This is a genomic window from Marinobacter orientalis, from assembly GCF_004792665.1.
GTDB lineage: Bacteria > Pseudomonadota > Gammaproteobacteria > Pseudomonadales > Oleiphilaceae > Marinobacter > Marinobacter orientalis.
The window spans coordinates 13,612-31,619 of sequence record NZ_SRZX01000007.1; the positions used below are offsets into that span (position 1 = coordinate 13,612).

Annotated in this window: 10 protein-coding genes and 1 pseudogene; 6 read left to right on the forward strand and 5 right to left on the reverse strand. The window is 53.6% G+C overall.

All coding sequences use genetic code 11. The annotated features are described in order from the left end of the window. Window positions 1-37 precede the first annotated feature (37 nt). From DIT72_RS15870 to DIT72_RS15880, 3 genes and pseudogenes are all read left to right on the forward strand, one after another. Window positions 38-743, forward strand: a pseudogene (locus tag DIT72_RS15870) (Crp/Fnr family transcriptional regulator). A 326-nt stretch (window positions 744-1,069) separates the two neighbouring features. Further along, on the forward strand, window positions 1,070-3,193 hold the full coding sequence (locus DIT72_RS15875) for a putative bifunctional diguanylate cyclase/phosphodiesterase (RefSeq protein ID WP_135956225.1): 2,124 nt from the start codon (window positions 1,070-1,072) through the stop codon (window positions 3,191-3,193). A 348-nt stretch (window positions 3,194-3,541) separates the two neighbouring features. After that, the gene (locus tag DIT72_RS15880; RefSeq protein ID WP_135956226.1) at window positions 3,542-6,118 is read left to right on the forward strand and encodes an EAL domain-containing protein; all 2,577 of its coding nucleotides are present in this window, start codon (window positions 3,542-3,544) and stop codon (window positions 6,116-6,118) included. A gap of 1,108 nt (window positions 6,119-7,226) precedes the next feature. Here the strand turns inward: DIT72_RS15880 and DIT72_RS15890 are convergent. Further along, the gene (locus tag DIT72_RS15890) at window positions 7,227-8,135 is read right to left on the reverse strand and encodes a hypothetical protein (RefSeq protein ID WP_135956228.1); all 909 of its coding nucleotides are present in this window, start codon (window positions 8,133-8,135) and stop codon (window positions 7,227-7,229) included. A 238-nt stretch (window positions 8,136-8,373) separates the two neighbouring features. On the opposite strand from DIT72_RS15890, the gene DIT72_RS15895 reads away from it, so the two are divergent. Together DIT72_RS15895 and DIT72_RS15900 are read left to right on the forward strand one after the other, a co-directional pair. Next, entirely contained in the window at window positions 8,374-8,520 is a 147-nt protein-coding gene (locus DIT72_RS15895) for a LysR family transcriptional regulator (protein ID WP_135956229.1), read from the forward strand. Beyond that, window positions 8,517-8,846 (forward strand): type 2 periplasmic-binding domain-containing protein, encoded by a 330-nt coding sequence (locus tag DIT72_RS15900; RefSeq protein ID WP_135956230.1) that lies wholly within the window; start codon window positions 8,517-8,519, stop codon window positions 8,844-8,846. The genes DIT72_RS15895 and DIT72_RS15900 overlap by 4 nt, the downstream gene beginning before the upstream one ends. 693 nt (window positions 8,847-9,539) lie before the next feature. Here the strand turns inward: DIT72_RS15900 and DIT72_RS15905 are convergent. Next, entirely contained in the window at window positions 9,540-11,465 is a 1,926-nt protein-coding gene (locus tag DIT72_RS15905) for a PA domain-containing protein (protein ID WP_135956231.1), read from the reverse strand. 375 nt (window positions 11,466-11,840) lie between these two features. Between DIT72_RS15905 and DIT72_RS15910 the strand changes: the two genes are divergently transcribed. Beyond that, a complete protein-coding gene (locus tag DIT72_RS15910; RefSeq protein WP_168355072.1) occupies window positions 11,841-12,833 on the forward strand; it encodes a DNA replication terminus site-binding protein in 993 nt (330 codons plus the stop codon). A gap of 169 nt (window positions 12,834-13,002) precedes the next feature. Here the strand turns inward: DIT72_RS15910 and DIT72_RS15915 are convergent, their stop codons facing one another. The 3 genes from DIT72_RS15915 to DIT72_RS15925 are packed head-to-tail and all read right to left on the reverse strand — an operon-like array spanning window position 13,003 to window position 18,008. Further along, window positions 13,003-13,848: an efflux RND transporter periplasmic adaptor subunit gene (locus DIT72_RS15915; protein WP_135956233.1), complete on the reverse strand. Its 846-nt coding sequence runs from the start codon at window positions 13,846-13,848 to the stop codon at window positions 13,003-13,005. A 25-nt stretch (window positions 13,849-13,873) separates the two neighbouring features. Continuing rightward, window positions 13,874-15,868, reverse strand: coding sequence for a preprotein translocase subunit SecA (locus DIT72_RS15920; RefSeq protein ID WP_135956234.1), 1,995 nt, complete (start codon window positions 15,866-15,868; stop codon window positions 13,874-13,876). Further along, complete coding sequence (locus DIT72_RS15925; RefSeq protein ID WP_135956235.1) at window positions 15,861-18,008, reverse strand: zinc metalloprotease; 2,148 nt, start codon at window positions 18,006-18,008, stop codon at window positions 15,861-15,863. The genes DIT72_RS15920 and DIT72_RS15925 overlap by 8 nt, the downstream gene beginning before the upstream one ends.

Genomic DNA, 18,008 nt, shown 5'->3' on the forward strand with positions numbered 1-18,008 from the left:
GAGTCAGGCCAAGGAGGTGGCTGTGGACGCCCCATCAATATGCTTCGAACAGAATCACTTGCTGGCAGCTTTGCCAAAGAGTGCCCAGGCTAGAATATTTCCGCGTCTAAGATTGGTTGATATGAACCTTGGCGACGTGATCCACGAATCCCGCGATATCATTAAATTTGTCTATTTTCCCACCAATTGCATTATTTCGTTGCTTTACGTCATCCAAAACGGCTCATCCACCGAAATCTCAGTCGTGGGTCGCGAGGGCGTGGTCGGCGTTCCCGTGTTCATGGGCAGCGCCCCCCCCAGGCCGTACTGTAGTGCAAAGCCAAGGCTTCGCTTATCGAATGAACTCGTCGGAATTCAAGGTTGAGTTCGACAACTATGCCGACGTACGACGGTTGATGTTGCGCTACGCCCAGACATTGATCACTCAAATCGCCCAGACGGCGGCGTGTAATCGCCATCACACGATCGACGAGCAGCTGTGTCGCTGGCTGCTGTTATCTCTCGATCGCCTCCAGAGCAACCAGCTGAAAATGACCCAGGAACTCATTGCCAACATGCTGGGAGTTCGCCGCGAGGGTGTCACCGCAGCCGCCAACAAATTACAAGACCGGGGCGTTATCAAATACCATCGAGGACAAATTACCGTGTTGGACCGGCCCGGGCTAGAAGCACTTAGTTGCGAATGCTACGCCGTGGTGAAGCGAGAGACAGACAGACTGGTTTCAGGCGACCTTAGGCCATAGGTTTAGCCTTGCAGACTTAACCTACCGGTATCTGAAGCTGCCCGCTTATAAACCGGACGCCCTGACCCTGACACAATGGGGATACTGTATTAAAGGCTGCGGGCGAGAAATTATTATTAGCGGTGCAAGTAAAACAGGGCTGTTTACAATTTTCCTGAAGAGGCTGGTCAGATTGGCGCACTTAAATATATTTGATGTATATTTTTTTGTGCCTGTCCTGTTAGGGTGTGTTAAATCCTGTTAAATGGGCTGCACAGGCCTCAGCCCTTGACGGTTTATGAACCAAGTTGGTACCGGCCAACATACCATGAAGGAGGCCTCTCGCTATGAAGCTGGCCCAGTTTATCCAGACGGAAACAGAGCAACTGCTCGAAGACTGGGAAGAAGCCGCGCTGGAGATCGCCCCGCAGTTGAAAGGCAAAGAAAGCCCCGCCCTGAGGCATCATGCCCGCTCGATGCTGGAGTTCATCGCCGAAGACATTTTGAGCTTCCAGACTTGCGAAGAGTCGGCTCGCAAAGCCCTTGGCAAGGGCAACGCCCCTGCTTCGGATATCGGAGCAGAGTATGGCACACGCCGTTTCCAGCAGGGTCTGTCCATGCTTCAAATGGTACAGGAACTCCGGGCCCTGCGGGCTCGTGTTACCCGGGCCTGGGGCTCCGAGCAACGGAGCTGCACCGCAAAAGAGATCGATGAGCTGGTGCGGTTCAACGAAGCCATCGACCAGTTGATTGCCAACTCGGTGTCCAGTTTCTCAGCCTTCAAAGAGCAGGAAACACGCCTGATCGAAACCATGCTGAAAGCCTCCCTTGACCCCGCCGCCATATTCGATCCCGATGGCAGACACCTGTTTCTCAATAAGGCGATGGCCGATCTCGTCGATGTGCCGCAAAGTGACATGATTGGTAAAACGCCACGTGAGCTGGGTCTGGATTTTGCCGCAGATTGTCACGACGCGGTCGACACAACCGTTACCATAGGTCAGACCCAGCGCAGGGAGTGGCATCACTGTTTACCCTCAGGCCGCGAGTTGGATTTTGACTGCTATTTCGTCCCGGTTTTTAATGACCAGAACGAAGTGGAAGCTGTCGTCAAGACGTCGCGGGACATCACTGAGCGCAAACAGACGGAAGATCAGTCCTGGCGAAACGCCAATTTTGATTCGCTCACCGGCATCCCCAATCGGCGGCTATTCCTCGATCGGCTTGAGCAGACCTTGTTGGAGGCCCAGCGAAAGGACAGCTCCTTTGCCTTGCTCTTCATCGACCTGGACCGCTTCAAGCAAGCCAACGACCAACTCGGCCACAAGGCCGGTGACCGGCTTCTGAGGCTGGTTACCGAGCGGATAAGCGCCACGGTCCGGGCCATGGATACGGTGGCCCGTCTCGGCGGAGACGAATTCACCCTGATCCTGAAGGAAACCGGCAGGGAGGGTGCGAAGCAAGCCGCCGAGACATTGCTGGTCAGTCTCGAACGGGCGTTCGACGTTGATTCTCACCGGGTACACCTTTCCGGCAGCATCGGCGTGACGCTGTTCCCCGATGACGGCAAGGATGCCGACAAGCTGATGCACAATGCCGACCAGGCCATGTACGCGGCCAAGGAACATGGCGGTCAACAGGTTCAGGTCTACGAGCCCTGGATGGCGCAGAGCGAATCAGAGCATATGCGGTTGAACCGGGAACTGGATGATGCCCTCAGGGAGAATCAACTGGAGGTTTACTATCAGCCTATCATCGACATTCGCACTGGAGCCATTTCCGGAGCAGAGGCTTTGCTCCGATGGCATCATCCAGTCAGGGGTCTATTGAGCCCTGACGTCTTTCTCAGCGTTACCGAACACAGCGACATGACGGACAGCATCACCGCCTACGTACTGGAGCAGGCAGTGACCTGCTCGCTCCGGTGGCGTGACCTGAATGATCAGGCCTTTCCGGTCAGCATCAACGAATCCCCGGCCTCCTTTGTTACCCGAACCCTCGTGGAGGAATGGCGGGAGCGGCTGACACAAGCGGGTCTTGATGAAAGTCGGATCACCCTGGAACTGACACTGGCCTCCTTTAACGACATTCGTGCCTCCGGTCTCAATCCAGTCGAGAGGTTGGATTTGGCGGGTTCGCGACTACATCTGGCAATCGACGAGTTTGGCATCGAACCCTTCTCCCTGTTTGCTCTTAAAAAGTTCCAGATGGACAGCGTCAAGATAGACCGAGAGCTGATAAAGGAGGCTGGCCAGGGTGGTGATGCCGACCGAATACTGGAAGGCGTAATCGCTATGGCTCACGCGATAGAGCTTCAGGTGGTTGGAGTGGGTGTTGAAACGGACGAGCAATTGCAATTCCTCTCCCGTGCCGGCTGCGACTATGTCCAGGGCTTTCTGTTCTCCCAGGCGCTACGCCAGGATGATTTCGATGCATTAATTAGTCAGGATCGTCAGGAAAAAGCTTCTTAACGGCGTTCGGCTCACGATGGGTTCTCCGGACGTGCTTACCGCTCGTTGTGAGAAAACTCGGTTCCTGGGCCTCAACATGGATAGTAAAGCCTAAATGTTTGCTGTGGATGACAAATGTTGGGTCTGTTCGCGCAGCAGCCTTCTGAGGCCGGACCGTTCTGGTTGGGCCAGGGTTTGTGGCATTTGCCACGCTCCTCTCATTCGCCCCCCTCTAACTGGCCATAGGCGGACCTACCATGAGCACCAGCTATTCTTGATCGTTTTTGCGGGCGCGATTTAATCAGGCGCAGCGTCGTTGATTCCCGTTCTATCCGGGGCGCAACGCAAATTTTTTATTGGGAAGATCACATGAACGATGATCGGATTTTGTTGGAATCCCAGCAGGCGATTCATGAGCTGATTGCCCGGCAACTGCCTCTTGACGAGACCCTGAATGCGATTGCGGTCTGGATCAACAGAACCATTCCGGAGGCCATGGTTTCGGTCATGCGGTTTGATCCGGAACTTAACACGTTGAGTCTCGTGCCCAGTTCCTGGTTTTCGGAGCGCTATCTTGAGGTCATGCAGGGCCTCCCGGTGATTGCCGATTCGGGCACATGCGGGACAGCTGCCTATGAGCGCCGGTTGATTGTCACTGAAGACATTCGCGAGGACTCGCGCTGGGACCAGTATCGCGATATCGCTGAGGCCGAATGCCTGCGAGCCTGCTGGTCGACACCGATTATTACCGCCCGAGGAGAGTTGCTCGGCACATTTGCCACGTACTATCGCTATCCGATGTCGCCAACGGAGTCCGATCAAAGAAGTCTTGAGTATGGCGCCTCTCTTGCAGCACTTGTATTACTTCGGGATCGCCAAACCCGAGACCATCAAACACTGTCGGAATGGCATCAAGCGCTTTTCAATAACCAACCGGATGGTGTTTTCACCTACGATCTACAGGGATACCTCCAGAGCTGCAACGCAGCGCTGGAACGCATTTCGGGCTATTCACAAGCCGACATCGTGGGTGCCCACTTCACCGAGTTTGTGGAGCCGAATTACCGGGAGCGAACCCTGGCTGCGTTCGAAAAAGCCCGAGGGGGCGAATCAGTGGCCTACGAGATTCAGGCGCTTCATAAGGCCGGATATTGCTACCATCTGGAAATCTCCAATTTCCCGGTGGTCATTGAAGGAAAAATCGTCGGTGTGTACGGCGTCTGCCGAGATATTACCGAACGCAAGGAGAGGGATACCGAATTGCGTATGCTGAAGCGTGGTGTTGAGGCCAGCCCTCACGGCATCGTCATGGCCGACGCACGTCAACCGAATCTACCGGTGGTCTATGCCAATTCGTCTTTCTTGACGATGACCGGCTATTCCGAGGAGGAGGTTCTGGGTCATAGTTGCCATTTTCTGCAAAATGAGGATACGGATCCCGCCAACATTGACCGGATTCGCGCGGGTTTGCGCGACCGGACCGAGGTAAACGTTGTGTTGCGGAACTACCGCAAGAACGGGGTGCCATTCTGGAATCACCTGCGCATCAGCCCGGTTCTGGATCGCGATGGCGTCTGCACTCATTTCATCTGGATTCAACAGGACATCACCCGGCAGAAAGAGCAGGAAGCACAGATCCTCTTTCAGGCTCGCCATGATGTATTGACCGGCCTGCCCAATCTGGAAACGTTCACGGAGATGCTCGGCGAGGCTCTTGAGAAGTACGGAGATCAGCCAAGCCGGATCGTCGTACTGTATGTGGATCTTGATGGTTTCAAGGCCATCAACGAAGGGCTCGGTCACTCAATTGGCAACCAGGTTCTGGTGACCGTAGCCGGGCGGCTTGGTTCGGTTGCAGGAAAAACGGCGACCGTGGCTCGCGTCGCAGCGGATGAATTCGGCGTGTTGTTGAGTGGCTTTGACAACCGGGAAATGGCCACTGAGTTGGCCCAGCGTTTTCTTGAGGCCGTAGCCGAGCCTATTATCGTTGAAAACCAACGCGTCCACCTCAGTGCCAGCATTGGTGTTGCAGGCAACGCCCTGCCACTTGAGCAACCCCATGAGATCATACAATACGCTGACCTGGCCCTGCGCCAGGCCAAAGGACAGGGGCGAAACACCTGGCAGTGGTATCGCGGGCAAAGGGTGGAAAAAAACCGGCAAACATTGGCCTTGCGCCAGGATCTCTACACAGCCCTAAAAGAACAACAATTCGAAATGCATTATCAACCATTGGTGGATTCACTCAGTGGTCGTCTTCGCAGTGTGGAAGCCCTGGTGCGCTGGAGACACCCATCGAGGGGCATGGTCTCGCCCTGCGAGTTTATTCCGCTTGCGGAACAGACCGGACAGATTATTCCGTTGGGGCGCTGGATCCTTCAGCAAGCCTGTCGAGACATGGTCGACTTCAGTGCCAGGACCGGGCATGACCTGCCAGTGGCCGTGAACATTTCCTCATTACAGTTTCTGCGAGATGGATTTCTGGAGGATGTAAAGCACACCCTGGCCGAGTCGGGCCTGTCACCAATGCTGCTGGAACTGGAAGTGACGGAAAGCGTGCTGCTTGATGGCGCGGAACCGGTCATTGAATTGATGCAAACACTCAAAGCCAAAGGTATTCGGGTGGCACTGGACGACTTCGGCACGGGCTTTTCCAGCCTCAGTTACCTGCGGGATTTGCCGACGCACAGAGTGAAGCTCGATCGGAGCTTTATCCAGGCCATTGAGACCGATCATCGGATGGCAGCGATTGTCCAGGCGGTTATCACCATGGCCCACAACATGGATATGAGTGTGGTAGCCGAGGGGATTGAATCCCTGGAGCTACAACAGGACCTCGCCCGCCGGCACTGTGATCTCCTCCAGGGCAATTACTTTGCTCGCCCCATGTCACTGGCCGATCTGAAGGTGCTGCCTAGCCTTCTGCCGGGGAACCGTTCAGCGTAAACGTGTTCAGAACTATCGGAATGCGCCTGCTGGTCGCGACACTGCTGCCCGTGTTTCTGTTCGCGGCTGTATTGACCTGTCCCCACTCACTACTTGGTAATGTCGGTTATTTTCGACCCTTTTTCAGTAGTACGGTAGTGACTCTGACCATTTTGAGATTTTCCAGCTATAAACATGATTTCTTATTCAGTCGTTGTGTCTGAAATTCTACTAGCCTGGCACCTCAGGCTGCATTAGTCCTGTGTACAGCGTCTGCTATTGCCTGCCATGAGGACCTCACTTCTTTAAGGTTACAACCCGGAGGCGCAGCAGCAACAGCTGGGATGAAGGATTCGATACCGAGTGCGCGCATTCGATCCCGAGCCTTGGCCCCCAACGCAGCCATTACGCAGTGATTGAGCAGTTCAAGTTGAGGCAAGAGGTAGCGAGTTCCGCAGTTTCGTTCGCACACCCCACGTACCGAGCCCGATTCAACGGGGGCTGAGCATAAAACGGACTCCGTCATCCACAAGTTCAATTTCCTCTAGGCTGCCATGCGCACCCAAAAACCCCCTAGGCACATGCCCCTCTCGGGGATCCCAACGCATGCTTTTACAGGCACCCGAAAATCCTTCGCATGGCGAATAGGCTGGTATAAGAATTTCCTTGAGTTTGCCGTTTAACTCCATCTAACACCTTTCCATGAGACTCTGGCGAACACGCAAGCCAATGATTATCACTATAGAAAAAATGGAAAACTTATCCAGTAACTGTTTCCGGAACTGTATGACGAACAGCCCATGCGACCTGCCCCCAACTTTTTAATCCGCAGCGGTCGTAGTGGCCAGTAATTATGATCCCGACCCCGTTTCAGTACCGCTCATTGTCAGAAAAATCCGGCTCCTGACTTGGACGACGAATTTAGTACTTTGTGTGGAAAATGGAACGCGCGCGCTATTCTAGAATCTACTTTAAGTTTGTTTAGTACTTTGCGTGGAATAAGCCACGTAAGCTTTTGATTTGTCGTTGGGCGTTAAAGAACAGCCACAGAAAGTACTAAATTTTCACAACAAGTGCTAAAGGCGTCGCCCACTGGTCTATCCTAATAATTTGAGTACTTTTTGTGATTTTATCTCTTACGTCGAGCATGCACGGCATGATTGCTCTCGATCATCAGGCGTGCCGCCTCTTTGGCAATCATGCCAACCCTCACACCGCATTCCTGCGCGATAGCATTCATGGCGGAAATCTCTCCGTCGTAGTATGTGCTTCTGGCGTCGCCGATCCGCGCTGACATGGCGGCCACCGATGCGGCGGCGATACCTTGCCGCTCTAACATCGCCAGACCGGCGATCCCTGTATCGTCCTTGCCGAAGCCGCCGTCGTTGCCGATTACGCCCTTGGGCGCGGCCGCCGCAGACCACTCGGCCATGACCTTCCCGGAATGCATGGCAATGCACACGACATCGTTCGAGAGCGGTGCCTGTTCCAACAGCAGCAGTACGTTCCATACGGCATAGACGGCGCCCTCTTCACCGCGGTAGACGATGTCGACGTCACTGGGCGTGATATCACTCTTCAGCGGGGTGCCCGGGATGGCATCCAGCATCAGCTGCGCTGCTTCGCTGGTGAGCTGTCCCGCAACAACGCCCAGCACCTCAGCAGGCTTATTGACGTGGCTGATTCTGCCTTCCTCGTAGACCGATCGCCCACGCGAGATTCCTGCCGACATTGTATCAACCGCTGCCATCGGCACACCCAGCTCCTCGCATAGCGCCAAGCCGCTGATTCCAGCATCGTCCTTGCCAACCCCGCAGGCATGGGCGATCATCGCCCGGGGGCCCCAACACAGGCCCAGCTGATCAGCAATCTTGGAGCCGGCGAAGGAGCCGCATACGAGGACATCGGTGCTCTCCACGCGGTCGTCGAAGTAGCTCATCGAGTCCGCCACCAGAATTCGTCCACGGGAATCCTCATAGCCGATATCCAGAGGTTTTGGCCCGCCGGGGCGCGGGATGTCTTTAGCTCGAGTCATCATCAGCTCTTTCCTCTCAGTTTTTCCGCCGGCCGCTACTGATCGTCTCGGCGGCCTGCTCTTGCGCCACTTTCCGGGCTTTCGTTGACCGCTCTGTTCGCTCCAGTGGTCCTGGGGCATGCCCGAAGTCTTCGAGATTGACTGTAGCAGTGGAAGAAAAGCCTAAAAAGCGACTAAATACTGTACAATATTTTCTAATTTTTACACCTTGAATAAATTCAGATGGATATGACGGTCGAACATGCTCAATCTGCGGTTTCTGAACTATTTCATGGCTACGGCAAAGCACGGTAGCTTCGCCAGGGCCGCCGAGCAGATCAACATTTCCAAGTCCGCCCTGATCCGCGCCGTTGATTTCCTGGAGGAGGACTGCGGAACCCGACTATGACGTCGCTGCTTTACTTCAAGCGCATGGGTCAGCTTCCAAAAATTGCCGCCCACACCAACACCATCGAAAACATGCGGGCACTGATCGGCAAGGTGCTCGGCTATGGTCTGACCCACTTCCGGCCCCAGGTCGACCTCACCTTCACGGGAGACCGGCTAGTCACCCTCCCCGTAACAGGAGTCAGCCCGGGAATCGACATCATTGCTGGCTACGCCAACCGCAACGAGAGTTGGTTGCCGGACAAAACCCGTGCATTTTTGGAAGAGACCCGCGCGTACTTCGCCTCCGGTACGGCCCGAAAGTATTTCGTCCCGCATCCGTCGTGAGGCTGGTCCATGGAGCACATAGGGACGCATGGGGTCGGACCAATTAAGTTTGTTTAGTACTTTGCGTGGAATAAGCCACGTAAGCTTTTGATTTGTAGTTAGGCGGTGTTTAGCACTTTCTGTGGTCGTCCAGCCTTTGAACTCAGGCTATAAAGCCATTTCTGACGCTCAAAGCATCTACTTGCTGGGATTTGAAGTGCGCCGGAGCTTTCTGGTGTAATCCCGCTGACCTTTCCCGCTTTAGCTGAACCATTTTTTACTTAGAAATTCTCATCCCAGAGTCGGACTCATAATTGTCTCGAAGCCAAAATTGCCACCGCTTGGTACCCTCAACCGGTCTTTTCTTTTATTTCACATTATAGCTTTCGAGAAAGGTATTTCTGGGTCTCTTGTACTTACTGCTCATGGCCAAGCTGCCGGACGCCCCTTAGCTATCGGCTGTCCCGACAATCACGAGAGAGAATCGTTGAGCACATGGGTGGCTGGCTGGCGTACCCGCGAACGCCGGATGAGCATGTTCGTCGAGTCAAGCTTTGGCACAACATCGCCGGAGGCAAGCACTATGTGTCCTTTATTCACTTGGATTATCTAGAAGACCCGGCGCGTCGGGCTGCAGACCGGATGGAACGGGAAGGATAACCAAAAAGAGGCGATGCCGAGCACCGCCTCCAGCAAACAAAATCGTCACTTCGGTTAATCTTTACCGTTCTTGGCTGAACCTGAACCGTACTCCTTCAGTATATAAAGCCCTCCGTTACGATCAGACGCATAAATCCACGGTTGATTCGGAATCTTGTAAATTCCCCAGACATCCTGGATACCACCATTCTGTGCTTCAAATTCGCTGCCGGCCCGATGATAGCGTGCAACTTCCACCGGATTGACCGGATCGCTGACATCCAACACCACGACGCCATCCGAGTACCAGGAAATATAAGCCTTGTTACCCTCAACAATCACGTTATGTGATGAATAGGTGCCTCGCGGGTCACAGCTGGGATCGGTCGGACTGGCACTGCATACAGTGTTAAACGTAGACATCAGGATCGGGTTGGCGGGGTCAGCGTAACTCCAGATCCGCATGCCGCTCCAGTCATTTGGAACCACCGCAGCGGTAATGGTCGCTCCCGGTGCACCAATCACCAGATCAGCAGCGTTTGCCACTCCCATGATGGCGAGGCCAGTGGAGTGCCGCACGAAAACGCCGGGTAGTGAGACAGCCGTACCGCCCATCGTGACCAGCGCATCGCCACCTGCTTCGTTATTGAAGACCACCATACCGCTATAACCGGCAGCGATAACGTTCTCGCCTTTCACTGTGAAGGCGCAGGCCCCGCGCTGGATCAGCGCAATCCCGGTACCCGCCGGCACAGAGGCCCCCTCACAGGCCAAGCCTACGTAGGTAGTCTGCCCGCTCATTTCAGAGCCAGGTTCCTCGGCAATGGGCGTAGTGATCGCTCCCTCAGAAGACGGATAGGTGCCAGCGTTGGGGCCCGCGCCCTCTATTGTGAACTGGGATTCGAACGGGGAGAAATCCTCTTCACCTTCAACGACTATTGTACCGGTTGCGTTGGGCCAGACCGAGTGGCTGTTTACTTCTCCGTCCTCGCTGGTCGGATCAATTGCAACCGATACAAGTTGTGGATTGCTTACATCGCTGATGTCGAGCCTGACGAGGCCAGCATCCCAGTTCGCCAGGTATGCCGTCAGACCATCTGGGGTAATGGTAACGTCATGCAGAAAACGGTTTTGCGATGCGCCGAAGCCACCGAACAGAAAAGCATCAGCATCTAGGATGACGCTAAAGTCACTTAAATTAACCCAATCGGTTATGCCGGGAAGATGCAGTTGCTCTGCGCCCCAGAAACCCACCAGGGTGGGGTTAGTCGGATCGGTAATATCGAATATCTGGAAGTTGCCTATCTCGGACTCAACCGTTGCGGCGACATAGTCCTTGGCGCCCTGGGTAAAAAGCCACAGGTTGTGCACGCCTAAATCGGCGAAGCCCAGGTCGTCACGCAGCAACAGGTTGACGTCGTCGGTCTGTACGCTCGCCAGGTGGAGAGGGTTTGAGGGGTCGTCAACGTTATAGACCTCATACCCGCCGGGGCCTCCGCCACATGATTCGTTCGAATGCACCAGGATATCGCCCGACCCCATTGTTGCGACCCTGACATCGTTAGTGCGGCTGCCGGCTGGTGATTGAATGACTCCGACAAATTCTGGCTTGGTTTTGTTGCGCACGTCCCATATCCAGATACCCGCGTCCGGGTCACCACCACAAGGGCTATTAAAAGTGCCGGTATACGCATAGTTGCCCAGTGCCCAGACATCGGTTGTGGAGTTTGCAGAAAGCCGTTCGCCGCGGCCGGCTTCGGCCAGATTTTTGATAACTTTGGCGAACGGCGCATCACTTATGATGTCCGCGACTGCGGCATCGTGTGCCACGAGCGGGGCGCTCGGATCCGCACGGACAAGGCCATCCGAAATGCTTATTACATGTTGATGTTCGTCGTCGGGATCGTCGGTAACCACCGGTGGCGGTGCCGCTAACGCGGAGAATGCCATAAAGCCTGAAATGACTACCAACGCAAGCTTGAACGCTTTTAATTGCTTCATAGTACCCGTCCCTTTTGCTCATTTTTTATCGTTGTCTCGACGACTACATAATTCCCTCGGACATGAGTTGAGTGGTTTTTTAGGCCAGCGAAAGACAAGCCACATGCATGCCATGTAAAAATAACAGCTTGACTTTATAGAGTTGCGCTAAGCGACGGTTCGGTGTTGGAAGTTACATGTAAAATATTCTGACGTTTTATCGTATTTATCGGCTCAGTGGGACATCGGTGTTCGTTGCGCTGCGCGTCACTCTATTCAGTTCCAGAGAAAGTAGAGTTGGCAGGAATGACGCAGAGTATCAGGCTGATTTTTGTTGTAGGATTGTCTTTGCATGTTGGTATATTATTGAATATCGAAACAAACAGGAGGCCGATTATGTCCCAGTATAGCGCAGCGCAGCTTCAGGCGATCGACCAGATTAACGAACGGATTGACGCGTTGGAGACTGTCGTGGCGGATCTTCAGTCCAGTTTGCGCCAGTGCGACATTGTCGAGGCGAAGGTCGCTGTCGTTCCGCGGCCGAAAAAAGGTGAGGAAACGGACCTGCCGGAACGCATTGAACCGGAGCTGCTCACCGGGACCGGGGCCTTCGACAGGGCCCTGTTCGCCCTGACCAATTGGTATGGCGATGGCGAGCATTCCACCAAAGCCGTTGCCCGGACGCCCGGTACCATTGTGGTTCGTTGCGGCGACACAAACGCCAGGATGATCAATCGCCGGGTCGCACAGGCCAATGCCCTGAAAGACCAGATCAAGGAACTCGTTCCCACGCTGGGCAACCGAAACGATCGGTTCGAACTGCTGCACAATCATCACCACATGCTGGTGACCCTCCAGCTTCTGCGCCACTACACTGCCCTGCCCCCGAAGCCGCTGATTCAAAGCCTCAGTTTCACCTGGGGCGTAAAAACGGAGATCAAAAAGGTCACCGTGGCAGAGGCTGTCGAACGCATCAAAAACATCATGAACGATCCGGCTCCGGAGGGAATGGAGCCCGCTCAGTGGCAATTGAATGTTTCCAGGGAACTGAACCGCGTGCAGTCACTGCCTTCCAACACCGAACTCCGCCAACGACGGAAACTGGTGGTCCGACCCATGGTAAACATTCGCTGGCGCCTGTCTCAGGCCGAGCGGGATGCCCGTCGCGAAAAATGGGAAAAGGAAAAGAAGTTCGATCAACCGGTCTCTCTGCGCGAAGCGCACACCCCACTGATTGTGATCAATCCAACCATGCCTGTAAAAGTGGGAACGCTGGGCGTGTACGACGCGATTAACGCGAAGAAACGCGCCAAACGGGCGGGGCGGAAAACCTCGGATGAGCCGATTTCCTGGTTGCTGCCGATATACCCCGTGCTTTCTTCCACGTAGGATGGCGACTGTGTGGGCAATTGACGCTGGCGTCGATTTGAACAATCTTTGGCGGAAACTCATGAGAAAGCCGTCAGTTATGTTCATTCAATCCCGGTCGATATGGAAACCTTATAAAACAGCAACTTAAAGCCTACCTTTAAAATAAAGTCTCATCTTACTTTGAAATTTACAATGTCTGTTTGATTCCTGAAAAACTAACCCTGCATCGCTGGCCCGCCGGAATTTTTCCATCCGGGTTGCCCAGTTTTAGACGTACCCCCATGGTACGACTTCCGGTATCGAAAACGCGATCGACAACATCAACTTTCGCGTCTAAAACGACTTTATCGGGCTTGTCGAAACTCACTTGAGCGAGCATGCCAGGAATAACCTTTCCATAGAATTCCACAGGCACAAATGTTTCAATAAACAAAGGGTCAAGTTGTACGACGGTTAGAATTGAGGCATCTTGAAAAACGTACTCTCCAGCACCTCGATCAACCTTTTGTACCACACCATCGACGGGGCTTCGTATCTCTCTTTCCTTCAGTACAACCTTTGCTGCTTCTTGCTCCAACCTCAATCGCGCCAACTCAAGCTTTGCGAGTTCCAGCTCTTGTTTTGCAATAATCTCGTTTGCCTGGTATTCATCAAATCTCTGGCTCGAGATAGCCCCCTTTTGTTTTAGCCCCTGCGCACGAATTAATTGTTTTTGAGCATAGTCATACTGAGCCTTGCGCGAGGTCACGGTGGCTGAATTTTCCGCCCTGATTTCAGCGATAGCCAAAGCGGCCTTCTCGCGACTGGACTCCACACGCGCGACGATCTGCCCTTTCTTGACTTCATCACCTCGCGACACCAGCACCTCGTCTAGAATGCCGGTACTGAAGCTTGCCAGATCCAACACCTGCGCGGGATCGACCAGGCAGTCATATTCATTCTGATCTTCGGCCAGCGCAATGCCGGGGCACAACAGCACAGCGGTAATGACAAGAGAAAAATTATGATAAGCCGATCCTTTGATGAAAAGCATAGCCACTCTCTTCTACTTTGTTGTGTTATTCAGGCTCACCACTGAATGCAAGCAAGTCACCTTCTGAATGGTCACTCCTCAAGAGCGATTCACGTGTTTTTGAATGTTGTCGCTCAAGCTTGAGTTGCGCTTTGGCTAATAAATAACTTGCAAAGCGCGATGCGTTCTTCGTGAGTCCAAAGCGCGCTATGTTAAGCAAAAAACGGGGCTTGATAAGCCGGGCCAGGGGGTCTTCCAACGATTGGTATATTTCAAAACTTCCGGGGTTTCCCTGTCGGGCACATCGCCCCTTCAACTGCCGGTCAATCCGGCCAGAATCGTGTCGCTCGGTCATAATCACATGCAAGCCTCCGAGAGCATCCACCCCCGGCCCAAGGGCAATATCCGTTCCTCGACCCGCCATATTAGTGGCGACGGTTATCTTTCCTCTTTGCCCTGCCTTGCTGATGGTCTCGGCTTCATGCTCGTCATTCGCAGCGTGCAGCGTCTCGAAGTGCAATCCAGCGCTCGAGAGAGACTCGCAGACTTCCTCGATGGCTGCGACGCTGCGAACACCAATCAATACCGGAGCACCGCTGTTGTGGATGTCTTTGACCCGGCGGACTAAATGCTGCCACTTCTGAGTTTTGCTTTGAAACACCTGACCCGGAAGTATTTTTCGCGCACACGGTTTATGCGTCGGCACCTTGTATACGGCCAGACCATAAACATTCCAAAACTCATTACTGACTTCTGCAACGGTACCGCTCATCCCGGCCAGTTTTCGGTAGCGCCTGAAAAATCGCTGGTACGTGATGCGCGCGACCGTCAGTCTTGGCTCAGTTAGCGGGCAGTGTTCTTTATATTCAATCATTTGATGCAAGCCCGCACTCCAGACCCGATCCGGCATCACACGACCGGTATACTCATCAATAATCTCTACTTTCTCATCGCGCACCAGGTAATGCTCATTTGGCTTGTATAAATAGTGAGCACACAGTGCCTGTATTATGAGTTCCTGCCGCAAAACTTTGAGTAGTAATGGCCCGTCAGTCACTTGAGCAAAGTCGCCCTCGGTCTTCTGCTGACAAGCGTCTGTCAACACGACAGACCATCTCAGATGATCAACGATGAAATCTTCCCCGGGCTCAAGTTGCTGCGTATAAACCATCACCCGCTCGATGACCTCGTCATCAATGACGCGATCAATCCCTTCCGACAAGATCAGCGGCGTTCGCGCTTCATCGACCATCACGCTATCGGCTTCATCCACTATGGCAAACTCTAAACCTTTAATCCGTCGCGCCGACTTCTGATAAAACCTCGAGAACACCCGCTCAGATAAACGCCCTTGGGCCTGGCTCTGCAGCGAGTCTTTTAAATAATCAAACGCTAATTCGTTGTTCGTGCAATAACACACCGGGCAGGCGTACGCCTCAATGCGCCTGGCCAGACTGCTCTCCTTCACCACCACACCCAGCGATAACCTCAAAAAGTCCATGGCAGGCTTTATGTAATCGGCGTCTCTTGCTGCCAGATAATCATTCACCGTGACAACGTGCACGCGCATTCCGCAAAGCGCCGCCGCTGCCGCAGCAAGGCCAGCAACCAGAGTTTTACCCTCGCCTGTCGCCATTTCCAGCAGCTTCCCATCAAGCAGCACCCTCACGCCTTCTAGCTGAACAGGGTGCGGGGTTAAACCGAGGGTGCGCGTAGATACCTCGCTCAACAGTGCTAAAAACCGCGACATCGTTGCCTTATCAGAGAGACCATTACGCCGTAATACCCCACCCGCTTCGCGGGTTTGGGCGCGCAATTCGTCATCACCCAGGGAGCCAAGATCTTCGCGAATCGCTTCTGCATGAACGAGCAAGCCTCTGATCTTGCGTTGGTAAATTGGTCGGAAAAGCCGTGCAAGCCTTCCTTCCAGGAAGCCTGCTAACGCATCAATAGCGGTTCGCTCTCGCCTTGTTTTCTCATAGGCGGGCACAAGTTCGGGTAAGGTGTCGCGATCCAGGATCGAAGGAATATGTTCAGACATTGAACAAGCTCATAAAGGTTTGGCGTGCGGTTCTGATCCATTGCAGCCCTATGGGTTTATCCGAATGAACAAAGTGGACATGAACACGCGCATTGACGGGCGCCTGTTCAGGTTCTGATAGCAGTTCAATATCGAAGCGATAATGCTTTTGCAAGGGCTCAAGCTGCCCATCCTTCTGTGGGTTCACCGCGACAGAACCGCCGCCCTCAGAAGACAATACCGCACTCGGTAAACTTATAAGTGCCGAAGGCGCCTGCCGCAAAATCTTCGCCTCAATCAATTGGTCAATCGCGCCTTCAACACGGACTTCAACAGACTGGGTATCATCACTGACCAGTGATGAACGATCACTACTTACGACGACTTGTGCTTCCCTGACCTGAACCGGGACTACATAAGCAATCGTTTTACCTTCGCTCACATAGCGCCCCAACAAATCCGTCGATGACGGCAGGATAAAAATACCGGCGCGCCGGGCTTTAATGGTTAAACCCTCCTGGCGACTCAGATAGTGCGCTAGCGTCGCTTCTGTACGCGCAATTTGCTCCTTGAGAATGTTGGCCTGGACCTGGTCAAACAGATTCACGGCAGCAAAACTGTTTTGGAATTCCCGGAGTTCCGCCCCCAACGATCGAACCTGAGTATCAAGTTCCTCATCCTCCAATAACAACAGAGTAGTCCCGACCTCTACTAAAGTGCCAGATTCCAAAGGAAGCTCCGCAACGAACCCCGCGGCGGTGTTGATCACGGCACCCCCCTCTCCCAGCGAAAACACACCTTGCGACTCGGTTACATGACGTGCAGGAATAACAAATAAAAGTAAGCCAAGTGTGGCCACCGCTCCAAAAGAAACCAGCTTCGCGCGGCGGCGATTCTGACCCAGTTCATGCGCGCTGAACAGATACTTGATACCCTTGAATAGCGGCAGCACGACGGCATTAAGTACGGCAAGAGCGGCGAGTAGAATGCCGATAAAAAAGAACTGGGTGGCAACAAACAGCGCGATCGCCACCATGATAATCATCCGATAAACAAACGCTGAGATACCATACACAATAAACCACCGCGCCTCGCCTTTGGAGGTCGCTACGCTTTCGACTTCGCGCATGCCAAACAGATAATGCTGGATAAGGTATAACAAATATTTATTCGAGCGCGCGCCAAGATTCGGAATGTTCAGAATATCGGATAAGACATAGTACCCATCAAACCGTAATAACGGGTTACCGTTGAACAATACCGTTGATAAGCCGCCAATCATCATCACATTAAACGCGCCGGCACGTACTATTCCGGGCTCAGCCGCCAGCCACACAAACAACGCGATAACGGCCAGGCCACTTTCAACCATTATCCCTGCCGCACCGACAGCCGCACGGTGCCAACGATTTTTTAAAACGGCGGAAGAAGAAGCATCGACGTAGGGAACGGGCATGAATACAAGAAGCATTAAGCCAATGTCATGTACCTCTCCACCGAGTGATTTAACGGTAAAGCCATGGCCCAACTCATGCAGAACTTTGATCACAGGATAAAGAAGTAAGAGCAACAGGACATTGTTGGCACTTAACACGCGGTCTGAAAGGTTATTGGTGAGTTCTCCCCAGTGCATCGTAGCCAGCAAACTCCCGAGCACGAGTAATAGAGCCCAGAAGATCACTCCCCAGCGGCTGAATAACAGCCGCACAAAAGGCAAGCCCTTCTCAAAAAAACTGTCCGGGTCAACTAACGGGAAGCGCAATGCCAAAGGGTTTTTATAGCGTACCAACAGGTTCTGGCGGGCTGTTTTATCCGAGCGATCAATAAACTCTGCCATAAACGGGGGCACGTCCCCGCGAATCAGATCGGCGCGGTACAGTTGGGCGATGAGTTGAATGACTTCTGCCTGCGTCGGCTGTAACTCACCCAGCTTTTGACCTTCTTCAGACCAGATGGTATCGATCGTTTCGCTACCATCTAACCGCAATAACATCGCTCTTGTGGCGGGCGACACTCTGAAGTACTTGCCCGACTGGGCATCCTGAATGATAAACCAGGTTTTTCCGCGCATGCGTTGACGATGAATCTCTACATGATTGCGCAGTGCGGGCTTCAGGTTTGCCACACGGTACCAGTGATGCGAGAAATGCGATTTGCCCAT